The organism is Kitasatospora sp. NPDC058115 (assembly GCF_042884635.1).
Lineage (GTDB): Bacteria > Actinomycetota > Actinomycetes > Streptomycetales > Streptomycetaceae > Kitasatospora.
Genome location: NZ_JBHVTL010000026.1, coordinates 64,823 through 81,086, shown reverse-complemented (window position 1 = coordinate 81,086; position 16,264 = coordinate 64,823). Strand labels below are relative to the sequence as shown.

The window sequence follows — 16,264 nt, the reverse complement described above, 5'->3', positions numbered from 1 at the left end:
CCGCCCGTCCGCCGTCCGTCCGCCGCCCGTTCTCAGCGCCGGAAGGGCCGGGCCCGCAGGTACTCGCGGGCGAGCAGGCGCAGTGCGGCCGGTTTGGCCGGGCTCGCGGAACGGCGGAGCAGCGCACCGAGGTCGGCGCGCGCGGCGGCGCTGGTGAGCGTCTCCACCTCGACGACGCAGCGCACCATCGGGCGGTGGGCCTCCGGGACCAGCGCCACCACGGCCCGGCCCTCGGCCAGCGTGCGGTCCGCCGTGTCGAGCAGTTCGCCGAGCAGGGCCCGCACGGCGGGCCGGTCGTCGGCCCGCTCCAGCTCGGCCCGGGTGACGCCGTGCCGCTCCAGCCACCGGACGGGGATGGTCAGCCGGCCGTCCGCGAGGTCCTCGGCGAGGTCGTTGACGAAGTCGAGCCGCTGGCTGCCGTCGATGAAGGTGCGGCAGGCGGCCCGGTAGGCGCTCTGGTCGCCGGGCGGGCCGAGCAGCGCGGCGACGACCATGAAGCCCGGCAGCGAGTAGCCGTCCACGTAGCGCTGGTAGTCCTCCTCGGTGCCGAACCCGGCGAAGTCGAGGTCGGCGTCGGCCGCCGCGAGGTACTCCAGGGCCCGGTCGCGCAGCACGGGGTGGGCGGCCGCGCTGTTCAGCAGCGGACGCAGCCCGGGGTCCTCGGAGCGCCCGGCGGCGAGGCCGTCGGTGACCTCCCGCCGCCAGCGGGCGGCCGCCTCCCGCCGCCCCGCGACCGGACCGCTGTCGAGCAGGGTGTCGGTGCGGTGCATGAACGCGGCCGCGGTGATCACGTGCGGGACCATCCGCTCGGGCAGCAGCAGTCCGGCCGCCGTCGCGACCTCCCGCCGGTAGCGGGTCACCTGCTCGCGCTGACGCCCGTACTCCGCCCGCAATCCGGGCTCCCGGACCCCCGCCGCGTCCAGCGCCCGCTCCCACCTGCCCACCCGGCCCACCGTTCCTCCCGCCGCTGCCGCCCCGAAGGGCTCCCAAGGCCCGAGCCTAGCCAGCGCACCGCCCGGACACCTATTCGGTGCCCGGGCGGCTGCGGCCGGGTGGCGCTGCGCGCCGGTGGCTCAGGCCGTGGCGGCGAGCAGCTCGGCGAGGCGGACGGTGCCGGGCTCGTCGAGCGGGAGCAGCGGGGGGCGCGGGGTGCCGACGTCGAGGCCGAGCAGGGCCAGGCCGGCCTTGACAGTGGTGGGCAGGCCGCCGCGGAGGATGAACTCCAGGACGGGCAGCTGGCGGTAGAAGACCTCGCGGGCGGTGTCGAGGTCCCCGGCGCGCACGGCGCGGTGGAGTTCCAGCACCGGGCCCGGGATCAGGCAGGGCGCCGCGGTGCACCAGCCGGCCGCGCCGGCCGCGAAGGCCTCCAGCGCCAGCGGGTTGCTGCCGTTGTAGAACGGCAGTTCGCCGTCGGTGAGTTGGGCGAGCCGGTGCATCCGCTGCACATCGCCGCTGCTCTCCTTGACCATGGTGATGTTCTCCACCTGCCGGACCAGTGAGACCATCAGCTCGGGGGAGAGGTCGATGCCGCTGGTGGCCGGGTTGTTGTAGACCATCACCGGGACGGAGACGGCGTCGGCGACCTCGGTGAAGTGCCGGACGACCTCGCGCTCGTCGAGCTTCCAGTACGACTGCGGCAGCACCATCACCGCGTCCGCGCCCGCCCGTTCGGCGAACCGGGCGCGCCGTACGGCGTTGCGGGTGGTGAGGTCGGCGACGCCGACCATGGCGGGCACCCGGCCGGCGACGGCGGCGAGCGAGGTCTCGGCGGTGGTGTACCACTCCCGGTCGTCGAGGTAGGCGCTCTCGCCGGTGGAGCCGAGCGGGGCGACGGCGTGGCAGCCGGCCTCGATCAGCCGGTCGACGAGGGCGGTGAGGGCGGCGGTGTCGACGCCGCCCTCGGCGCCGGGGGCGAACGGGGTCACCGGGTAGGCGATGATCCCCTCCAGCACGGGTCCGGCCATCTCAGGCACCTCCCTCGGTACGGGTGCCGGCGGTGCCGAGCGCGTCGCCGTGACCGGCCCGCAGCGCGCGGCGGGCGTAGTAGGCGAAGTTGGCCTGGCTGCGCTTGGCGGTGGAGGTCCAGTCGTGGGCCTCCCGGGCGAGGGCCTCGGATATCTCCTGGATCCGGCCGGCCGCCGAGGCGAGCAGCTGGAGCCGGGCGGCCCGCTCGAAGAGCACGGCGAGGGTGCAGGACTCCTCGACGCCGCCGGCGGCCACCAGCATGCCGTGGTGGGCGAGCAGGAGCGCGCGCTTGTCGCCGAGCGTGGCGGAGATCAGCTCGCCCTCCTCGTTGCCGACGGGGATGCCGGGCCAGGTCTCCAGGAAGGCGCAGTCGTCGTGGAGCGGGGTGAGGTCCATGTGCGAGACGACCAGGGGCGTCTCCAGCATCGACAGCGCCGAGACGTGCGGCGGGTGGGTGTGGATGATGCAGGCGACGTCGGGGCGGGCCCGGTAGACCCAGCTGTGGAAGCGGTTGGCGGGGTTCGCCATGCCGTCGCCCTCCAGGACCTCCAGGTCCTCGTCGACCAGCAGCAGGTTGTCCTCGGTGATCTCGTCGAAGCCGAGTCCGAGCCGCTGGGTGTAGTAGGTGCCGGGGCGTTCGGCGCGGGCGGTGATCTGGCCGGCCAGGCCGGAGTCGTGGCCGGCGTCGAACAGGATCCGGCAGGTGAGGGCGAGCTTCTGGCGGACGGTCCAGCCGTTGTCGGGGATGGCGGTGCGCATCCTGCGGTGTGCGAGGTCGACCAGGTCCGCCTTGGCGGTGGTCATGGTGTCGGCCATGCCGGGGTCCTCCTTCGTCCGGGCGGGGGCGGCGTGCCGTGCGGCCCGGGCAGGGCGGGGCGGATGGCACGCCGGTGTCCTGCGGCCGGGGGACCGGCCGGAGAACACGTTGTTCACCATAGGACACATTGTGTCCTGATGTCGACGGAGAACCCTCCGGCCGGACGCCCCGGTGCCCGGAGAGTGAGGTGATGACCCGTCAGTTGTCGCCACCGGTCGGGCTGATGAGGCCGGAGCGCTCGGCGTCCGAGCGCAGATCGCCACCGGGGGCGTCGCCGGTGGCGCGCTCGCCGTGGCCCGGGGCCGTGCAGAGGGCGAAGACGAGCAGGGCGCTCGCCGCGGTGGCGAGGATGCCCAGGGCGGTCAGGACACGGAGCCAGGTCACGGAAGATGCCTCCAGAGGGACGGCGCGAGGAAGTGTCGCCGGTGATATCGGCAGACCGGCCCGCCGGGTCGAGTGTTCCCGGGCGGTTCCGGCCGGGGGCCGCTGCACGGACGGTCGTGTGCGCGGGCGGCCGAAGCACCGGTGGCGTGCACCGGAGCGCTCCGTGCGCCCCGGGCGCCGCCGGGGGCGCCCGTCGGGCTCCGCCGCGGCGCCGGGAGCCGGGGAACCGGGCGCGGGCCGGACGGCGTGGATTGTTATCGTTCCGGGTCGGACACGGACGGGATGAGAGAACAGCATGGAAAGGTCGGCCATCGCGGATGGGCCGGGGGCGGTCCCGCCCGGAGCGGGCCGGACGGCGGGGGCGGGGATGGAGCCGCAGGGCCTGGTGGACCTGCGCGGCGAAGCCGGTGCCCCGTTCACCGTGCGCTATCCGGACGACGCGGTCGTGGTGGTCTCCGGACTGCCCGGCAGCGGGAAGAGCACTCTGCTGCACCGCTGGTCCGCCCGCGCCCCGCAGGCCGTGACCGTCGACCCGCGGGCGGTGCACGAGGCCTGTGCCGCCGTCATGCCGGACCGGCTGCCCTACGCGGTCTACCGGCCCTGGGCCCGGCTGGAACACGTCCGGCTGCTGCGCCGCTCGGTGCGCCGGGGCGGTCCGCTGCTGGTGCACGACTGCGGCAGCCGGGCCTGGATGCGCCGCTGGCTCGCCCGCGAGGCCGCCCGGCAGGGCAGGGAACTGCATCTCGTCCTGCTCGACGTCGGCGAGGCCGCCGCGCTGGCCGGCCAGCGGGCGCGCGGCCGCTGGGCGTCGCGACGGGCCTTCGCCCGGCACCGCCGGGGCCTCGGACGGCTGCTCGCCGCGCTCACCGCGCACGCGCGCCACGCCGACGCGACGCCCGTGCCCGAGGCGGTGTCGGTCCTGCTGCTGGACGGCGCCTCCCGCGCGCGGGCGGCCGAGGCCCGCTTCGGCGCCGGTCCCGGCCCCGGTGTCGGACCCGGCCCCGGACCCGGCCCCGGCGCGCACGCCGACGCGGCGGACGGTTGACGCGGACGCGGGTCGGACGGGGAGACTGTGCCCGGAGATGATCCTGTTGACCCGTCAGCCGCGAGGGAGAGTACCCGCATGTTCGGCCGCACCGCCGTCACCGACAGCCTCTGGTTCCGCCGATTCCACCCCTTCGACTCCGCGCCCGCGCGGGTCGTGATGTTCCCGCACGCGGGCGGCTCGGCCGGGTTCTTCCGCGACTGGTCGGCCGAGCTCTCGCCGTACGCCGACGTGCTCGCCGTGCAGTACCCCGGCCGGCTGGACCGGATCGAGGAGCCGGCCCTCGACTCGCTGCCCGAGCTCGCCGACCGCGTCTACGTCGCGCTGCGGCCCTGGGCGGACCGGCCGCTGGTCCTGTTCGGGCACAGCATGGGCGCGGCGGTCGCCTTCGAGGTGGCGCGCCGCTTCGAGCGCGACGGCGTGAGCGGCCCGGTGCGGCTGTGCGTCTCGGGCAGCCGGGCGCCGTCCGAGCCCCGCGACTCCGCGGTGCACCTGCTGCCGGACGAGGGGCTGCTCGCCGAGCTGGCCCGGCTCGGGGGCACCGACGCCCGGCTGCTGGCCGATCCGGAACTGCGGGCGCTGATCCTGCCCTCGCTGCGCGGCGACTACACGGCCATCGAGACGTACGTCGCCGGGCGGGAGGAGAGCGTCGCGGTGCCGGTCACCGCGCTGACCGGGGACGCCGACCCGAGGGTGACGGTCGAGCAGACGCGCGACTGGGCCGTGCACACCACCGGGGACTTCGACGTCCACGTCTTCCCGGGCGGGCACTTCTACCTGACGCACCAGCGGCGGGCCGTCCTGGAGGTCGTGACCTCCCACCTGCGGAGCTGAGCGCACGGCCCGTGGCGGCCCCGGTGCCCGCGGGCACCGGGGCCGCCGTGCGTGCGGCGGCGCCGGGGGGCCGCCGCGGCCGGGGGCCGGTGTCCTGACGGGATCGGCACCCTGGCGGGGGTCAGCACCCCGACGGGGGCCAGGACAGGCCGGGGTCCATGGCCTGAAGGACCTGGAGGCATATCCTGCGCAGCTGTTCGAGCTGCTCGGCGTCCAGCGGGTCCACCACCAGTGACCTCACCTGCTCCACGTGGCCGGGCGCGCTGCTCACGAGCTTGCGCAACCCGTCCTCGGTGAGGACGGCGTTGGTGGCGCGGCCGTCGCCCTGGCAGCGCTCGCGGCGGACGTAGCCCTGCCCTTCGAGCCGGGTGACCACGTGGGAGAGCCGCGAGAGCGAGCCGTTGGCGAGGACGGCGAGGTCGCTCATCCGCAGGGTGCGGTCCGGGGCGTCGGAGAGGCCGGCCAGGACGAGGTACTCGAACTGGTTCAGGCCCGCGTCCGCCCTCAGCTGGGCGTCCAAGGCGGCCGGCAGTTTGATGATCATCGCGCTGAACGCCTTCCAGGCCTCCAGTTCGGATGCGCTGAGCCAGCGCGGTTCGTCCCTGTCCATGGCGCCCACTCTAGAACCCGAAGATTCACTTGACGCTTCAAGTAGTTCGGGAGTAGCTTGCTTGAAGCTTCAACTCAAGTCTTCGGAGTGACATGAACGTCTTTCTCTGGGTCCTCGCCGGCCTCCTCGCCGCCCTGTTCCTCGCGGCCGGCACGCCCAAGCTGCTCCAGTCCAAGGAGAAGGTCATCGAGGCCACCGGGACCTGGGCGGTGACCTACCCGCCCGCCGCGATCAAGGCGATCGGCCTGCTGGAGATCCTGGGTGGCATCGGCCTCGTGCTGCCGGCCGCCGTCGACGTCGCGCCCGCGCTGGTCCCGGTCGCGGCGACCGGCCTGGGGATCGTCATGGCCGGCGCCGCCGTCGTGCACGGCCGGCGCGGCGAGGGCCGCAGCGTCGTGGTCAACGTGCTCCTGCTCGTCCTGGCGGCGGTCGTGGCCTGGGGGCGTTTCGGGCCGTACGCGTTCTAACGGACGGTCGGGGGCGGTCGACAGCGAGCGATATCGGTCGCGGGAAATCAGAAGTTGACACGCTTGTGACGACGAGTCGCGCGTAAAGCCTTCCCCAAGCGCGCACCGTTCTGGCATGTTGCGTTCAAATCCCGTGTGATCCCCTCGAACACGGGTCGATCGGAGGACGCACGTGTCACCCCTGATATCCCGTCCGATGTCCCGTCGGGCCGGCCGCCCCGCCGCCGCGCTCGCCCTCCTCGCCGCCGCGGCCCTGGCCGCTCCGGCGACCCTGGCCACCGCGGCGCCCGCCGCCCCGGCCGGCGCGGTCCCCGTCGCCGCACCTGCCCCGCAGGCCCCGGCCGCGGCGACCGCCCCCCGGGCCGCCGCCGGCTGGGCCGCCGGGACCCGCGCCTACCTGGTGATCAGCGCCCCCGCCGACGTCGCCGCCGCCAAAGCCGCGGTCACCGCCAACGGCGGGACGGTCTTCGCGAGTTACGACGCGATCGGCGTCGTCGTCGCCCACGCCACCGCCACCGGCTTCGCCGCCGCCGTGCGGGCGGTGCCCGGCGTCCAGCAGGTCGGCGCCACCCGGACCTCGGACGTCCCGGCCGACGCCTACAACCCGGCGCTGCCCGCCAACCCCGCCCAGTCGGCCGCCACCCTCACCGAGACCAACCGCTGGGACATGACCCAGATCAAGGCCGACCAGGCCTGGGCCGTCTCCACCGGCTCGGCCACCGTCAAGGTCGGCGTGCTGGACACCGGCGTCGACGACCAGCACCAGGACCTCGCGCCCAACTTCGACGCCGCCGACTCGGTCTCCTGCGCGTACGGCAGGCCCGACACCCGCACCGGCGCCTGGCGCGACGTCGACACCCACGGCACCCACGTGGCCGGCACCATCGCCGCGGCGAAGAACGGCAAGGGCGTCGTCGGGGTGGCCCCGGGCGTGCGGATCGCCTCGGTCCGGATCGCCGAGCCGACCAGCACGCTCTTCTACGCCGAGAACACCGTCTGCGGCTTCGTCTGGGCCGGCGACCACGGCTTCAAGGTGACCAACAACAGCTACTACACCGATCCCTGGCAGTTCAACTGCCCGGACAACCTGGACCAGGCGGCCATCATCGAGGGCGTCCGCCGCGCCCAGGAGTACGCCGAGGGCAAGGGTTCGCTGCAGGTCGCCGCGGCCGGCAACTCCAACTACGACCTCGCCAACAAGACCACCGACGGCGCCAGCCCCAACGACTCGACCCCGGTCACCCGGACCATCACCAACGCCTGCCTGGACATCCCGACCGAGCTGCCGGGCGTGGTGACCGTCTCCGCGATGGCCAGCGGCACCGCCAAGGCCTCCTACTCCAACTACGGCCGGGGCGTCATCGACGTCGCCGCGCCCGGCGGGGACGGTGCCACCGGCGTGTACTCCACGCTGCCCGGCGGCAAGTACGGCACCAAGAGCGGCACCTCGATGGCCTCCCCGCACGTCACCGGCGTCGCGGCGCTGCTCGCGAGCGCCAACCCGTCCTTCACCCCGGCCGACCTGCGCGCCCGGCTGGCCGTCCAGGCCAACGACGTGGCCTGCCCCGCGTCCGACAGCCGCTGCACCGGCACCACCGCCGCCAACGCCTTCTTCGGCGAGGGCCAGGTCGACGCGCTCAAGGCCGTCAGCGGCACCACCCCGCCGGCCGGCAAGTACTTCGAGACCCTGACCGACGTGGCGATCACCGACAACGCCACGGTGGACAGCCCGCTCGTCGTCACCGGCGTCGGCGGCAGCGCCCCCACCGCCCTGAAGGTCGGCGTGGACATCAAGCACACCTACCGCGGTGACCTGGTCCTCTCCCTGGTCGCCCCGAACGGCACCGTGTACCTCCTGGAGGACTTCGCGAACGGCGACAGCGCCGACAACGTCGCCAAGACCTACCTGGTGAACGCCTCCGCGAGCGCGGCGGACGGCACCTGGAAGCTGCGGGTGAAGGACGGCGCCACCGGCGACACCGGCACGATCGACGCCTGGAACCTCACCTTCTGAACCCGCTGGACCCGCTGGACCCGCAGAACCTGCTGAACCTGCAGAACCCGCAGAACTCGCTGACGGGCTCCCTGCCGTCCCGGTCCGGTACCGAGGACCGGGGCGGCGGGACGCCGGTGGCCCCGGGCCCCGGCGGTCAGCCGGTCCGGGGGGCCCGCAGCAGCGGCCCGGTGACCTGCCGGACCTCGTCGTCGTCCGAGGTGACCTCCGCGGTGATCGAGCCGCTCGCCCCGGACAGCAGGCCGAGCAGCAGGAAGGCCACCAGCAGCGCCCGGCCCGGGCCGCCGAGGACCAGCGGGCGGGTCGCCGACACCGGCCCGCCCGGCTCGGAGCCGGGCTCGTCGCCGAACAGCCGCTTCGGATAGGCCGAGGTCAGCATCAGCAGGTAGGCCAGGTACCGCATGCGGTAGCGCAGCACCGCCGCCGTCGCCTCGAACAGCGGCTGCGGCATCCGGCCGAGGACCAGCACCACCAGCCAGCTGATCCAGCCGACCACCCACCAGCCGGCGAACAGCAGCCCCTGGACGACGGCCGCCGGGATCACCAGGACCAGCCGGAACAGCACGGCGAGGCGGTTCAGTTCGCCCGGCCGCAGCTCCACGCGCACCGGATGGCCGGGGGTGCGGAAGGCGAACGGCGGATAGCGGTCGTGGGTCAGCAGGAGGTAGCAGGAGACCCGGGTCTCGTACGGCACGTACGCCGAGAGGTAGTCGGCCGCGAAGCCGGGCAGGCGGCCCAGGACCAGCGCGGCGAACCAGCCGACGACCGTGACGAGGAAGGCCACCACCGACAGCACCCACACCACCACGAACTGCGGGATCAGCAACAGGACCCGCAGCAGCACGGTGAGCCGGTGCTGCGGTCCGGGGGCCGGCAGGTCGAGCGTGGGCAGCCACTCCTGCGGATACGGGGCGGCTGCGGGGGGAGCCTGCCACATCGGGGGCCTCCAGGTCTCGGCACCGGGCGGACGGCGCGGTGAAGCCGCACGTGCTCCGAAGATCCCAGCCCCGCTCCGGTGCCCGCACGGTGCGCTGCTCCGTCCGGGGGGCGGCCCTGGGAGACGGCCCTGGGAGACGGTCGGGGGAAAGCGTCCGGGGGAAGCGGCCGGGGCGTTCGGAGGGGCTGTCCGCGGGCGGTCCGCTGCGGTCATTTCGGCATCCGACCCGACAAGCAGCCCGTTGCTCAACGGTGGCGTCATGGACACCCGTGATCAGGTTCGGACGATTCCGCTCGAATGCCCGGGGGAGCCGGCCGCTACGGCAGCATCGCTCCCAGTCCGACCGGGCCCCCGCCCCGGTCGGCTGTCATGTCCCGGGCGTACCCACCCGGCGGCCGGCCCGGTCACCGACCTGGTCACCGGCCCGCCCGCCGGCCCGGCGTCACGCCAACTGCCCTGCCGGTCGGTGAACTTCACTCCATCAGGTGAAGCAGACGGCGGCTGGGCGGACGGGCCGCCACCGCTCGCCGATAGTGGGAGACCGATCGGGCACCCAGCGGCCCCGACGTACGGAAAGAAGGAGCGGCACATGCGGACCGAGGCCACCCAGCGGATCGAGCTCGTCTTCGGCCTGTTCGACGCCAATGGCAACGGTGTGATCGACATCGGGGACTTCGACCTGATGTCCAAGCGCGTGGTCGAGGCCGCGGTCGACGCGGACGAGGCCGCCAAGGACGCCATCCGCACCGCCTTCCGGCGTTACTGGGTGACCCTGGAGACGGAGCTGGACACCAACGGGGACGGCGTGGTCACCCGGGAGGAGTTCCGCGAGTTCGTGCTGTCCCCCGAGCGCTTCGGCGCGACGATCGGACAGTTCGCCGACGCCCTGGCCGCGCTCGGCGACCCGGACGGCGACGGCCTGGTCGAACGCCCGCTGTTCATCGCGCTGATGACCGCGATCGGCTTCGGTCACGCCAACATCGACGCCCTCTTCGACGCCTTCGAGCCGACCGCGGACGACCGGATCCCGGTCGCCACCTGGGCGGAGGGCATCCGGGACTACTACGCCCCGGACAAGGCGGGGATCCCGGGGGACCAACTGGTGGGCGACCCGACCACCTGATCCGTCCGGCCGCGGCGCCCCGCCCGTACCGGACCAGTCGACGACCAGCCGAGGAGCAGTGTGAAACCAGCAGTCGGACTCGCGGTGGGCCGGGGAACGGGCGTGGAGCTCGCGGCCGTCTTCGAACGGGCCCTGCACCGGATAGCGGCCGTGTGCGGCTCCGGTGCCGGGGTCGAGATCGTCAGGTCCCCGCGGACCTACCACTCCTACGTCTCGCTGCGGCAGGAGGTGGGCGACACCGCGCGGATCCGCCGGCTGACCGAGGAGGACGCCCGGCACTACGAACGCTTCTGTCGCGAACGGGCCCGGCTCGGCACGACGGCCGTCTTCCGGACGGCCGTCAACGCCCAGTCGCTCTACCTGGTCCGCCAACGGCTGCAGGCCGTGAAGGTCGAGCCGATCACCGCCGGGGACGCCTCGCTGCTGCTGGTCCGGGACGAGGCCCAGGGGTTCTACACCGGGGAGAACCGGCACAGCCCGGGGGTGGTCACCCGGACCATGGAGTTCAGCCGGGAGATCACCCGCAAGGTGCTCGACTTCGCCGTCCGGCGCGCCCGGCGGCAGTGGCCCGACGGCGGGCCCGCCCGGGTGGTGATGGCCTACAAGTACCACCTGCTGGACGGCGCCCTGGACGACTGGGTGGACGAGATCGCGCGGGGCCTCGGCGTCGAGGTGCGGCTGTTCCAGCCCGACACGGTCAACCGCAACCTGATAGCGCACGGTCCGGGCGACCGCACGGTCATCGTCGCGGGCAACGAGTGGGCCGACATCATGCACGTCGTCCTGCTCGACCGCTTCGGCGGCGAGCGGCAGGAGAACCGCTGCACGGAGAACGTCCACCTCCACCCGGAGCTGGCGGAACTGGTCGAGTACCAGACCGTGCACGGCTCCGCCGACGACCTCACGGGCAAGGACACCGTCAACCCCGTCGCCACCCTGCGCGCCGCCGCGGCGATCGCCGAGCGGCACGCGGGCGTTCCGGGGGCGGTGGCCGCCGTCGAAGCGGCCCTGGCCGCGGCGGGCCGCAGCGGCGTGCGGACGCCCGACCTCGGGGGGCGGCACTCCACCACCGACGTGGTCGACGCCGTGCTCGACGGCCTGACGGCGCGGCCGCCCGCCGGCCCGCCGCCGGTCGCCGGCCCCCTGCCGGTCGTGGGCCCGCGGGCTGCGGGCGACGCGCTTCCCGCCGACGCGCTTCCCGCCGATGCGCTGCCCGTCGGCACGGTCCCGGTCGGCACCCTCGCGGACCGGCCGTGAACGCCGGGACGGACCGCACGGCGCTGGTCGTGGTCGACCTGCAGAACGACTTCTGCGCCGGCCCCGTCGCCGCCGCCCGCTACCCCGGGGACCCGGAGCGGCTCACCACCGTCGCCGCCACCTCCGCCCGGGCGGTCGAGACGGCCCGGGCGCACGGGACCGAAGTGGTCTTCGTCCGCTTCCTCGGCGACCCCGAGCACCAGGGCGCCGCCTGGCGCCACCGGGACGCCGTCCTCGGCAAACGCCCCAAGTGCCTCGACGGCAGCTGGGGCGCCGAGTTCCACGGCGTGGCGCCCGAGCCCGGGGAGGCGGTGTTCACCAAGTACGCCTGCTTCGACGCCTTCCTCGGCGAGGGCTTCGGCCCGCACCTCGCCGAGCACGGGATCGGGCACCTGGTCTTCGCGGGCGTCTTCACCGACGTCTGCGTGGACAGCACCGCGCGCACCGCCTTCCAGAAGGGCTTCCACGTGACGGTGCTGCGCGACTGCACCGCCGCCCTGCACTACCCGGACGAGGAGGTCCTGCGCTTCATGGGCCGCGTCTACGGTGCCCGCGTCACCACCCACGACCGACCCGCCGTCTGGACACGGCTTCCCGATCCCGACCACCTGGAGTCTCCATGACCCCCGCCGCGGCCGCTCCCGTCACCACCGGTGTCGACGAGGGGGTCGGACGGACCGCCCTGCTGGTCGCCGCCGCCCGGGCGATCGAGAGCCGCCGCCCCGACGCCCTGGCCAGGGACCCGTTCGCCGAGCACTTCCTCCGCGCCGCCCGCGCCTGCGCCCACTGGCCGGTCCGCCCCGGGGACGTTCCCGGGGACGCGGACGTCGCGGACGACCCGCTGTGGGGCCGGCTCGGCGGCTACTTCGCGCTGCGCACCAGGACCCTGGACGACCACCTGCTGCACGCCGCCCAGCTCGGCGCCCGTCAGGTGGTGCTGCTCGGCGCCGGGCTGGACACCCGGGCCCACCGGCTGGACTGGCCGCCCGGCACGACCGTCTTCGAGCTCGACCGGGCCCGGATGCTGGCGTTCAAGCAGAAGGTCCTGGACGGGGTCGGCGCCCGGCCCGTGGCACGGCGGGTGCCGGTGGCCTGCGACCTGCGGCTGGACTGGGCCGCGGCGCTGACCGCCGCCGGGTTCCGCCCGGGCGCGCCGACCGCCTGGCTCGCCGAGGGACTGCTGCTCTACCTGCCCGCCGCGGCGGAGCGGTGCCTGATCGCCACCGTGGACCGGCTGAGCGCGGCCGGGAGCAGTCTGGCCTACGAGGTGAAGCTGGGTCTGGAGCCCGCCGCCGTGCGCCGCAACCCCGTGTACCTCGCGGCCCGCGACCGGCTCGGCATCGACCTGCTCGCCCTGTTCGACGACGAGCCCCGGCCCGACACCGCCGCCGACCTGGCCGCCCTGGGCTGGGCCACCGTCACCCACACCCCGTTCGACTTCACCCGGCACTACGGACGCGGCCCCCGGCCCGAGCCCGACGACGCGCTCGCCGCCAACCGCTGGACCTTCGCCTCGCGCGGCCCGCTCCCCGGCCCCCGCCGTCGGGCCGGGACGCCGCAGTGACCCCCGCGCGTCACCGGGGCCTCGCCGCGGACGCGCGGACGCCGGCCGCCGGGCGCCGCACCGGGCAGGCCGGGGCCGCCGGCGGGCCCTGCGGCCGGTGGAGCAGCCCCCTGGAGCGGGCGCCGGCCGCGGCCTCCGGCGAGGGCCGGCTCGTCGCCCGCCGCCACTGCCCCCGGGTGGCCGGCCGCCGCCTCCGGGTCCGGAACGCGGCCCGGACCTCCGGGCCGTGGTGACGGCCGGGGCCGGCCGGACGGTCCTGCCCGGCTGCCCGTGCGGTGCCGGACGCTCCGCCGCAGCCCTGCGGCGGCCACGAGGCCGTTCCGCCCCGGGTGCGGCGCCGCCGGCAGCGGACCGGTCGGCCCGGTGGCACCCGCGACCGGACGCCCTCGGCGGCGACCTGGTCGAACGGGGCGGGCACGCCGAACAGCACGGTGCCGGGGAACCGGGCCGACCCGGCCGGGTGCGCGGGAGCGGGCGCGGGGTCGGCCGGCGCGCCCGCCCGTCCGGCGGCCGGAGAGCCGGTGCGCAGCCGTCCGCAGGCCGGTGCCGGGCACCGGCTCGCCGATTGGTGCGGACCGCCGGGCGGGCCTACGGTCGGGGCATGAGCACGTCGATCCGGCGAGCCGACACCCCGGAGACCCACCATGTCGAAGAAGATCCTTTTCGTGATGACCGGCGCCGACCACTGGACGCTCGCCGACGGCACCCGGCATCCGACCGGCTTCTGGGCCGAGGAGGCCGCCGCGCCGTACGAGGCGTTCAAGGCCGCCGGTCACACCGTGACCGTCGCCACCCCGGGCGGCGTGGTGCCGACCGTCGACGCCGGTAGCCTCGCCCCGGACTTCAACGGCGGGGAGGAGGGCGCGCGGCGGGTCGCCGAGGTGCTGGCCGACGCCGAGGAGCTGAAGAGCCCCGTCGTGCTGGCGGACGTCCGGCTGGACGACTACGACGCGGTCTTCTACCCCGGCGGCCACGGCCCGATGGAGGACCTGGCCGTCGACGCCGACTCCGGCCGCCTGCTGGTCCGCGCGCTGGAGTCCGGCAAGCCGCTCGGCGTCGTCTGCCACGGGCCGGCCGCGCTGCTGGCCGCGGTCGGGGCGGACGGCGCCAACGCCTTCGCGGGCTACCGGGTCGCGGCGTTCACCAACGAGGAGGAGACCCAGGCGGGCCTCGCCGACAAGGCCGCCTGGCTGCTGGAGGACCGCCTCGTGGAGGCCGGTGTCGAGGTGCAGGCCGGCGAGGCCTGGGCCCCGAACGTGGTCGTCGACCGCAACCTGGTCACCGGCCAGAACCCGGCCTCCGCCGCGCCGCTCGCCGCCGAACTGCTCAAGCGGCTGTCGGCCTGAGGCGAGCCGGGGCCGGCCCCCGAGGAGGTGCCCCCGGGCGCGGCAGCGCCGCCGAGGCCCGGTGTGCGGGCCCCGGCGGCTGTCGACGCCCCCCGGTCAGCCGGTGGGTGCGGGACGGAGGGCGCACTCGGGGACGCCGGGGAGCCAGGCCGGCCCCTGGACGTAGATGTTGCTGATCCAGCCGTGGTAGTCCGGCAGGTAGGACCAGGCGTCATTGGTGTAGCCCTCGGCGGTCACGCTCTCGCCGTGCGCCTGGCACTGGATCCGGACCGTGGTCGGGCCCGGCAGGACGGCCACCGGGGTGCCGGAGGTGGCCGGGGTCGGCCGGATGTTCACCCCCGAACTCCAGGTCTGGTGCTCGGTGGTGGGCGGCTGGCCCTGGTCGGAGGGGGAGAAGCGCAGCGCCCCGGCGTAGTCGGACGCGGTGTGGCTGGAGAAGTCGGACACCATGAGGTGGGTGTCGGACTCCCGGGCCTCGACGATCTTGCCGGCGCCGAGGTAGAGGGCCACGTGGTGGACCCAGGAGCGGCCCCAGAAGACGAGGTCGCCGGGGCGCAGCGCGCCGGTGTCGGTGCCGAGCCGCTGGCCGGGCAGGTCGAAGATCTCGGCGGCGTCCTTCTGCCCGACGGCGTCGTACCCGACGGCCTGGGACCACGCCCACCGGACGAAGCCCGAGCAGTCGAAGCCGATCCGGTACGGGTCGTTCTTGGACCGCTCGGGGTCGCTCGGGTCCACGGAGCCGTAGGTGGCGCCGGGGGTGGGGCCGTGGCCGCCGCCCCAGGTGTACCAGGTGCCGGCGGCGACCTGGGTGCAGGAGGCGGTGATGGCCCGTCCGGCGGCGGCCGAGAACGGGGTGCCCTGGGCCGCGCAGGCGGCGGCGGTCGTGGCGGCAGTGCTGGCGGTGGCCGGGGTGGGCAGCGCGGCGGTGGTCAGGAACCCGGCCAGCAGGGCGAGTAACACGCCGGCCAGGGCGGTGCTGTGGTGCTTCGCTCGCACGGAAGTCCTCTTCTCGTACCGTTCACGACGGGCCGGGACCGCCGGCCGGCGCTTCCGGCCGGCGGCCCTGACGATGACTCGGTCGGCAGTTCGGTGGTGCTCCGGTGGTCCGGTGCTCCGGTGCTCCGGTGGTCGGCCGGTGGTCGGCCGGTTCCGCCGGTTCAGCCGGTGATGCAGTCCGGGACCGGGTTGGTCTCGCTGTAGATCGCGGAGTCGGCCATCCAGCCCCAGGCGCCGGTGTCGGACTGCGTCCACAGCCAGCGGTAGGGGTGCGGGCCGCCGCCGTTGTAGCCGCCCTCGTCGGTCTTGCAGACGAACCAGCTGGGGTTGCTGCTCATGGTGCCGGTGACCGGGTAGGCGCTGGAGGGCTGCGAACGCACGCTGGTGTTGGGGACGTTGTTGCAGGAGTGGACCCGCCAGCTGCCGCTGACGGTGCCGCCGACGGTCCCGGTGTACGTCCAGCCGGCGTCCCAACAGTCGGCGGCCGCGTGGGCCGGGACGGCCGGGAGGACGGCGGCGCCGGTGGCGGCCGCCAGGGTGATGCCGAGCGTGGCGAGCTTCCTGCGGAGGTTCATGGTGGTTCGGTTTCCTCTCGCTGCGGTGTGGGTGTGGGTGTGGGTGTGGGTGTGGTGCGGCGCGGCGCTCCGGCGGGGCCGGGCGTGGCCGTGGACGGGGGAGCCACCGGGCAGGGGCCGGGAACGCGGGGAGGGCGTCCCGGGCGGGTGGTCCACCGGGGAGTGACCGGGGTGCGGCCGGGCCCCGATCGGTCGGGCGGGTCGCCGGAGCCGGGCCCCGGGGCGACGGTTCCGAGCGTCGCAAGGACGTCCGGACGGCGTCCAGCGGACCGCCGTCGCCCGTTGCGGGGGGAAACGGGAAACCCCCCGGGAAACCGCGGTCGAGCTGCC

General features: G+C 75.0%; 17 protein-coding genes. 9 read left to right on the top strand and 8 right to left on the bottom strand.

Features of this window, described 5'->3' with window-relative positions; genetic code table 11:
- Positions 1 to 32 precede the first annotated feature (32 nt).
- From ACFVVL_RS26310 to ACFVVL_RS26295, 4 genes are all read right to left on the bottom strand, one after another.
- Positions 33 to 944, bottom strand: coding sequence for a squalene/phytoene synthase family protein (locus ACFVVL_RS26310; protein WP_387679299.1), 912 nt, complete (start codon positions 942 to 944; stop codon positions 33 to 35).
- Between the two features lie 129 nt (positions 945 to 1,073).
- Positions 1,074 to 1,964, bottom strand: a complete 891-nt coding sequence (locus tag ACFVVL_RS26305; protein WP_387679296.1) for a dihydrodipicolinate synthase family protein — start codon at positions 1,962 to 1,964, stop codon at positions 1,074 to 1,076.
- Between the two features lies 1 nt (position 1,965).
- Positions 1,966 to 2,781, bottom strand: a complete 816-nt coding sequence (locus ACFVVL_RS26300) for an aldolase (RefSeq protein WP_387679293.1) — start codon at positions 2,779 to 2,781, stop codon at positions 1,966 to 1,968.
- Between the two features lie 199 nt (positions 2,782 to 2,980).
- A complete protein-coding gene (locus ACFVVL_RS26295; protein ID WP_387679291.1) occupies positions 2,981 to 3,166 on the bottom strand; it encodes a hypothetical protein in 186 nt (61 codons plus the stop codon).
- A 367-nt stretch (positions 3,167 to 3,533) separates the two neighbouring features.
- Between ACFVVL_RS26295 and ACFVVL_RS26290 the strand changes: the two genes are divergently transcribed.
- Positions 3,534 to 4,211, top strand: coding sequence for an AAA family ATPase (locus tag ACFVVL_RS26290; RefSeq protein ID WP_387679288.1), 678 nt, complete (start codon positions 3,534 to 3,536; stop codon positions 4,209 to 4,211).
- 78 nt (positions 4,212 to 4,289) lie between these two features.
- A complete protein-coding gene (locus ACFVVL_RS26285; protein WP_380422867.1) occupies positions 4,290 to 5,045 on the top strand; it encodes a thioesterase II family protein in 756 nt (251 codons plus the stop codon).
- 121 nt (positions 5,046 to 5,166) lie between these two features.
- Here the strand turns inward: ACFVVL_RS26285 and ACFVVL_RS26280 are convergent, their stop codons facing one another.
- Positions 5,167 to 5,655, bottom strand: a complete 489-nt coding sequence (locus tag ACFVVL_RS26280) for a MarR family winged helix-turn-helix transcriptional regulator (protein WP_380298638.1) — start codon at positions 5,653 to 5,655, stop codon at positions 5,167 to 5,169.
- Between the two features lie 92 nt (positions 5,656 to 5,747).
- Between ACFVVL_RS26280 and ACFVVL_RS26275 the strand changes: the two genes are divergently transcribed.
- Entirely contained in the window at positions 5,748 to 6,122 is a 375-nt protein-coding gene (locus ACFVVL_RS26275) for a DoxX family protein (RefSeq protein WP_387679283.1), read from the top strand.
- Between the two features lie 196 nt (positions 6,123 to 6,318).
- Positions 6,319 to 8,136: a S8 family serine peptidase gene (locus tag ACFVVL_RS26270; protein ID WP_387679280.1), complete on the top strand. Its 1,818-nt coding sequence runs from the start codon at positions 6,319 to 6,321 to the stop codon at positions 8,134 to 8,136.
- A gap of 136 nt (positions 8,137 to 8,272) precedes the next feature.
- Here ACFVVL_RS26270 and ACFVVL_RS26265 read toward each other — a convergent pair whose 3' ends face one another.
- Entirely contained in the window at positions 8,273 to 9,073 is an 801-nt protein-coding gene (locus tag ACFVVL_RS26265; RefSeq protein ID WP_387679277.1) for a DUF4389 domain-containing protein, read from the bottom strand.
- A gap of 589 nt (positions 9,074 to 9,662) precedes the next feature.
- Here ACFVVL_RS26265 and ACFVVL_RS26260 point away from each other — a divergent pair.
- From ACFVVL_RS26260 to ACFVVL_RS26240, 5 genes are all read left to right on the top strand, one after another.
- Entirely contained in the window at positions 9,663 to 10,196 is a 534-nt protein-coding gene (locus tag ACFVVL_RS26260) for an EF-hand domain-containing protein (RefSeq protein WP_380298095.1), read from the top strand.
- Between the two features lie 60 nt (positions 10,197 to 10,256).
- Positions 10,257 to 11,453, top strand: coding sequence for an isocitrate/isopropylmalate family dehydrogenase (locus ACFVVL_RS26255; RefSeq protein ID WP_387679274.1), 1,197 nt, complete (start codon positions 10,257 to 10,259; stop codon positions 11,451 to 11,453).
- The gene (locus tag ACFVVL_RS26250; RefSeq protein ID WP_387679271.1) at positions 11,450 to 12,076 is read left to right on the top strand and encodes a cysteine hydrolase family protein; all 627 of its coding nucleotides are present in this window, start codon (positions 11,450 to 11,452) and stop codon (positions 12,074 to 12,076) included. Before ACFVVL_RS26255 ends, ACFVVL_RS26250 begins: the two co-directional genes overlap by 4 nt.
- Positions 12,073 to 13,017 (top strand): SAM-dependent methyltransferase, encoded by a 945-nt coding sequence (locus ACFVVL_RS26245; RefSeq protein ID WP_387679268.1) that lies wholly within the window; start codon positions 12,073 to 12,075, stop codon positions 13,015 to 13,017. Before ACFVVL_RS26250 ends, ACFVVL_RS26245 begins: the two co-directional genes overlap by 4 nt.
- Before the next feature lie 644 nt (positions 13,018 to 13,661).
- Positions 13,662 to 14,363 carry a type 1 glutamine amidotransferase domain-containing protein gene (locus ACFVVL_RS26240; protein ID WP_380292618.1) on the top strand — a complete coding sequence of 234 codons (702 nt, stop codon included), beginning with the start codon at positions 13,662 to 13,664 and terminating at the stop codon, positions 14,361 to 14,363.
- Positions 14,364 to 14,459: 96 nt separating this feature from the next.
- Here the strand turns inward: ACFVVL_RS26240 and ACFVVL_RS26235 are convergent, their stop codons facing one another.
- Positions 14,460 to 15,359, bottom strand: a complete 900-nt coding sequence (locus ACFVVL_RS26235; RefSeq protein ID WP_380292616.1) for an NlpC/P60 family protein — start codon at positions 15,357 to 15,359, stop codon at positions 14,460 to 14,462.
- 161 nt (positions 15,360 to 15,520) lie between these two features.
- A complete protein-coding gene (locus ACFVVL_RS26230; RefSeq protein ID WP_387679265.1) occupies positions 15,521 to 15,934 on the bottom strand; it encodes a hypothetical protein in 414 nt (137 codons plus the stop codon).
- Positions 15,935 to 16,264 lie beyond the last annotated feature (330 nt).

What these genes read in the sequence shown, in the direction of transcription:
- ACFVVL_RS26240 (WP_380292618.1), top strand. Translation starts at nt 13,662, where the DNA reads ATGTCGAAGAAGATCCTTTTCGTGATGACCGGCGCCGACCACTGGACG.
- ACFVVL_RS26305 (WP_387679296.1), bottom strand. Translation starts at nt 1,964, where the DNA reads ATGGCCGGACCCGTGCTGGAGGGGATCATCGCCTACCCGGTGACCCCG.
- ACFVVL_RS26260 (WP_380298095.1), top strand. Translation starts at nt 9,663, where the DNA reads ATGCGGACCGAGGCCACCCAGCGGATCGAGCTCGTCTTCGGCCTGTTC.
- ACFVVL_RS26245 (WP_387679268.1), top strand. Translation starts at nt 12,073, where the DNA reads ATGACCCCCGCCGCGGCCGCTCCCGTCACCACCGGTGTCGACGAGGGG.
- ACFVVL_RS26290 (WP_387679288.1), top strand. Translation starts at nt 3,534, where the DNA reads ATGGAGCCGCAGGGCCTGGTGGACCTGCGCGGCGAAGCCGGTGCCCCG.
- ACFVVL_RS26285 (WP_380422867.1), top strand. Translation starts at nt 4,290, where the DNA reads ATGTTCGGCCGCACCGCCGTCACCGACAGCCTCTGGTTCCGCCGATTC.
- ACFVVL_RS26270 (WP_387679280.1), top strand. Translation starts at nt 6,319, where the DNA reads ATGTCCCGTCGGGCCGGCCGCCCCGCCGCCGCGCTCGCCCTCCTCGCC.
- ACFVVL_RS26280 (WP_380298638.1), bottom strand. Translation starts at nt 5,655, where the DNA reads ATGGACAGGGACGAACCGCGCTGGCTCAGCGCATCCGAACTGGAGGCC.
- ACFVVL_RS26275 (WP_387679283.1), top strand. Translation starts at nt 5,748, where the DNA reads ATGAACGTCTTTCTCTGGGTCCTCGCCGGCCTCCTCGCCGCCCTGTTC.
- ACFVVL_RS26300 (WP_387679293.1), bottom strand. Translation starts at nt 2,781, where the DNA reads ATGGCCGACACCATGACCACCGCCAAGGCGGACCTGGTCGACCTCGCA.
- ACFVVL_RS26230 (WP_387679265.1), bottom strand. Translation starts at nt 15,934, where the DNA reads ATGAACCTCCGCAGGAAGCTCGCCACGCTCGGCATCACCCTGGCGGCC.
- ACFVVL_RS26265 (WP_387679277.1), bottom strand. Translation starts at nt 9,073, where the DNA reads ATGTGGCAGGCTCCCCCCGCAGCCGCCCCGTATCCGCAGGAGTGGCTG.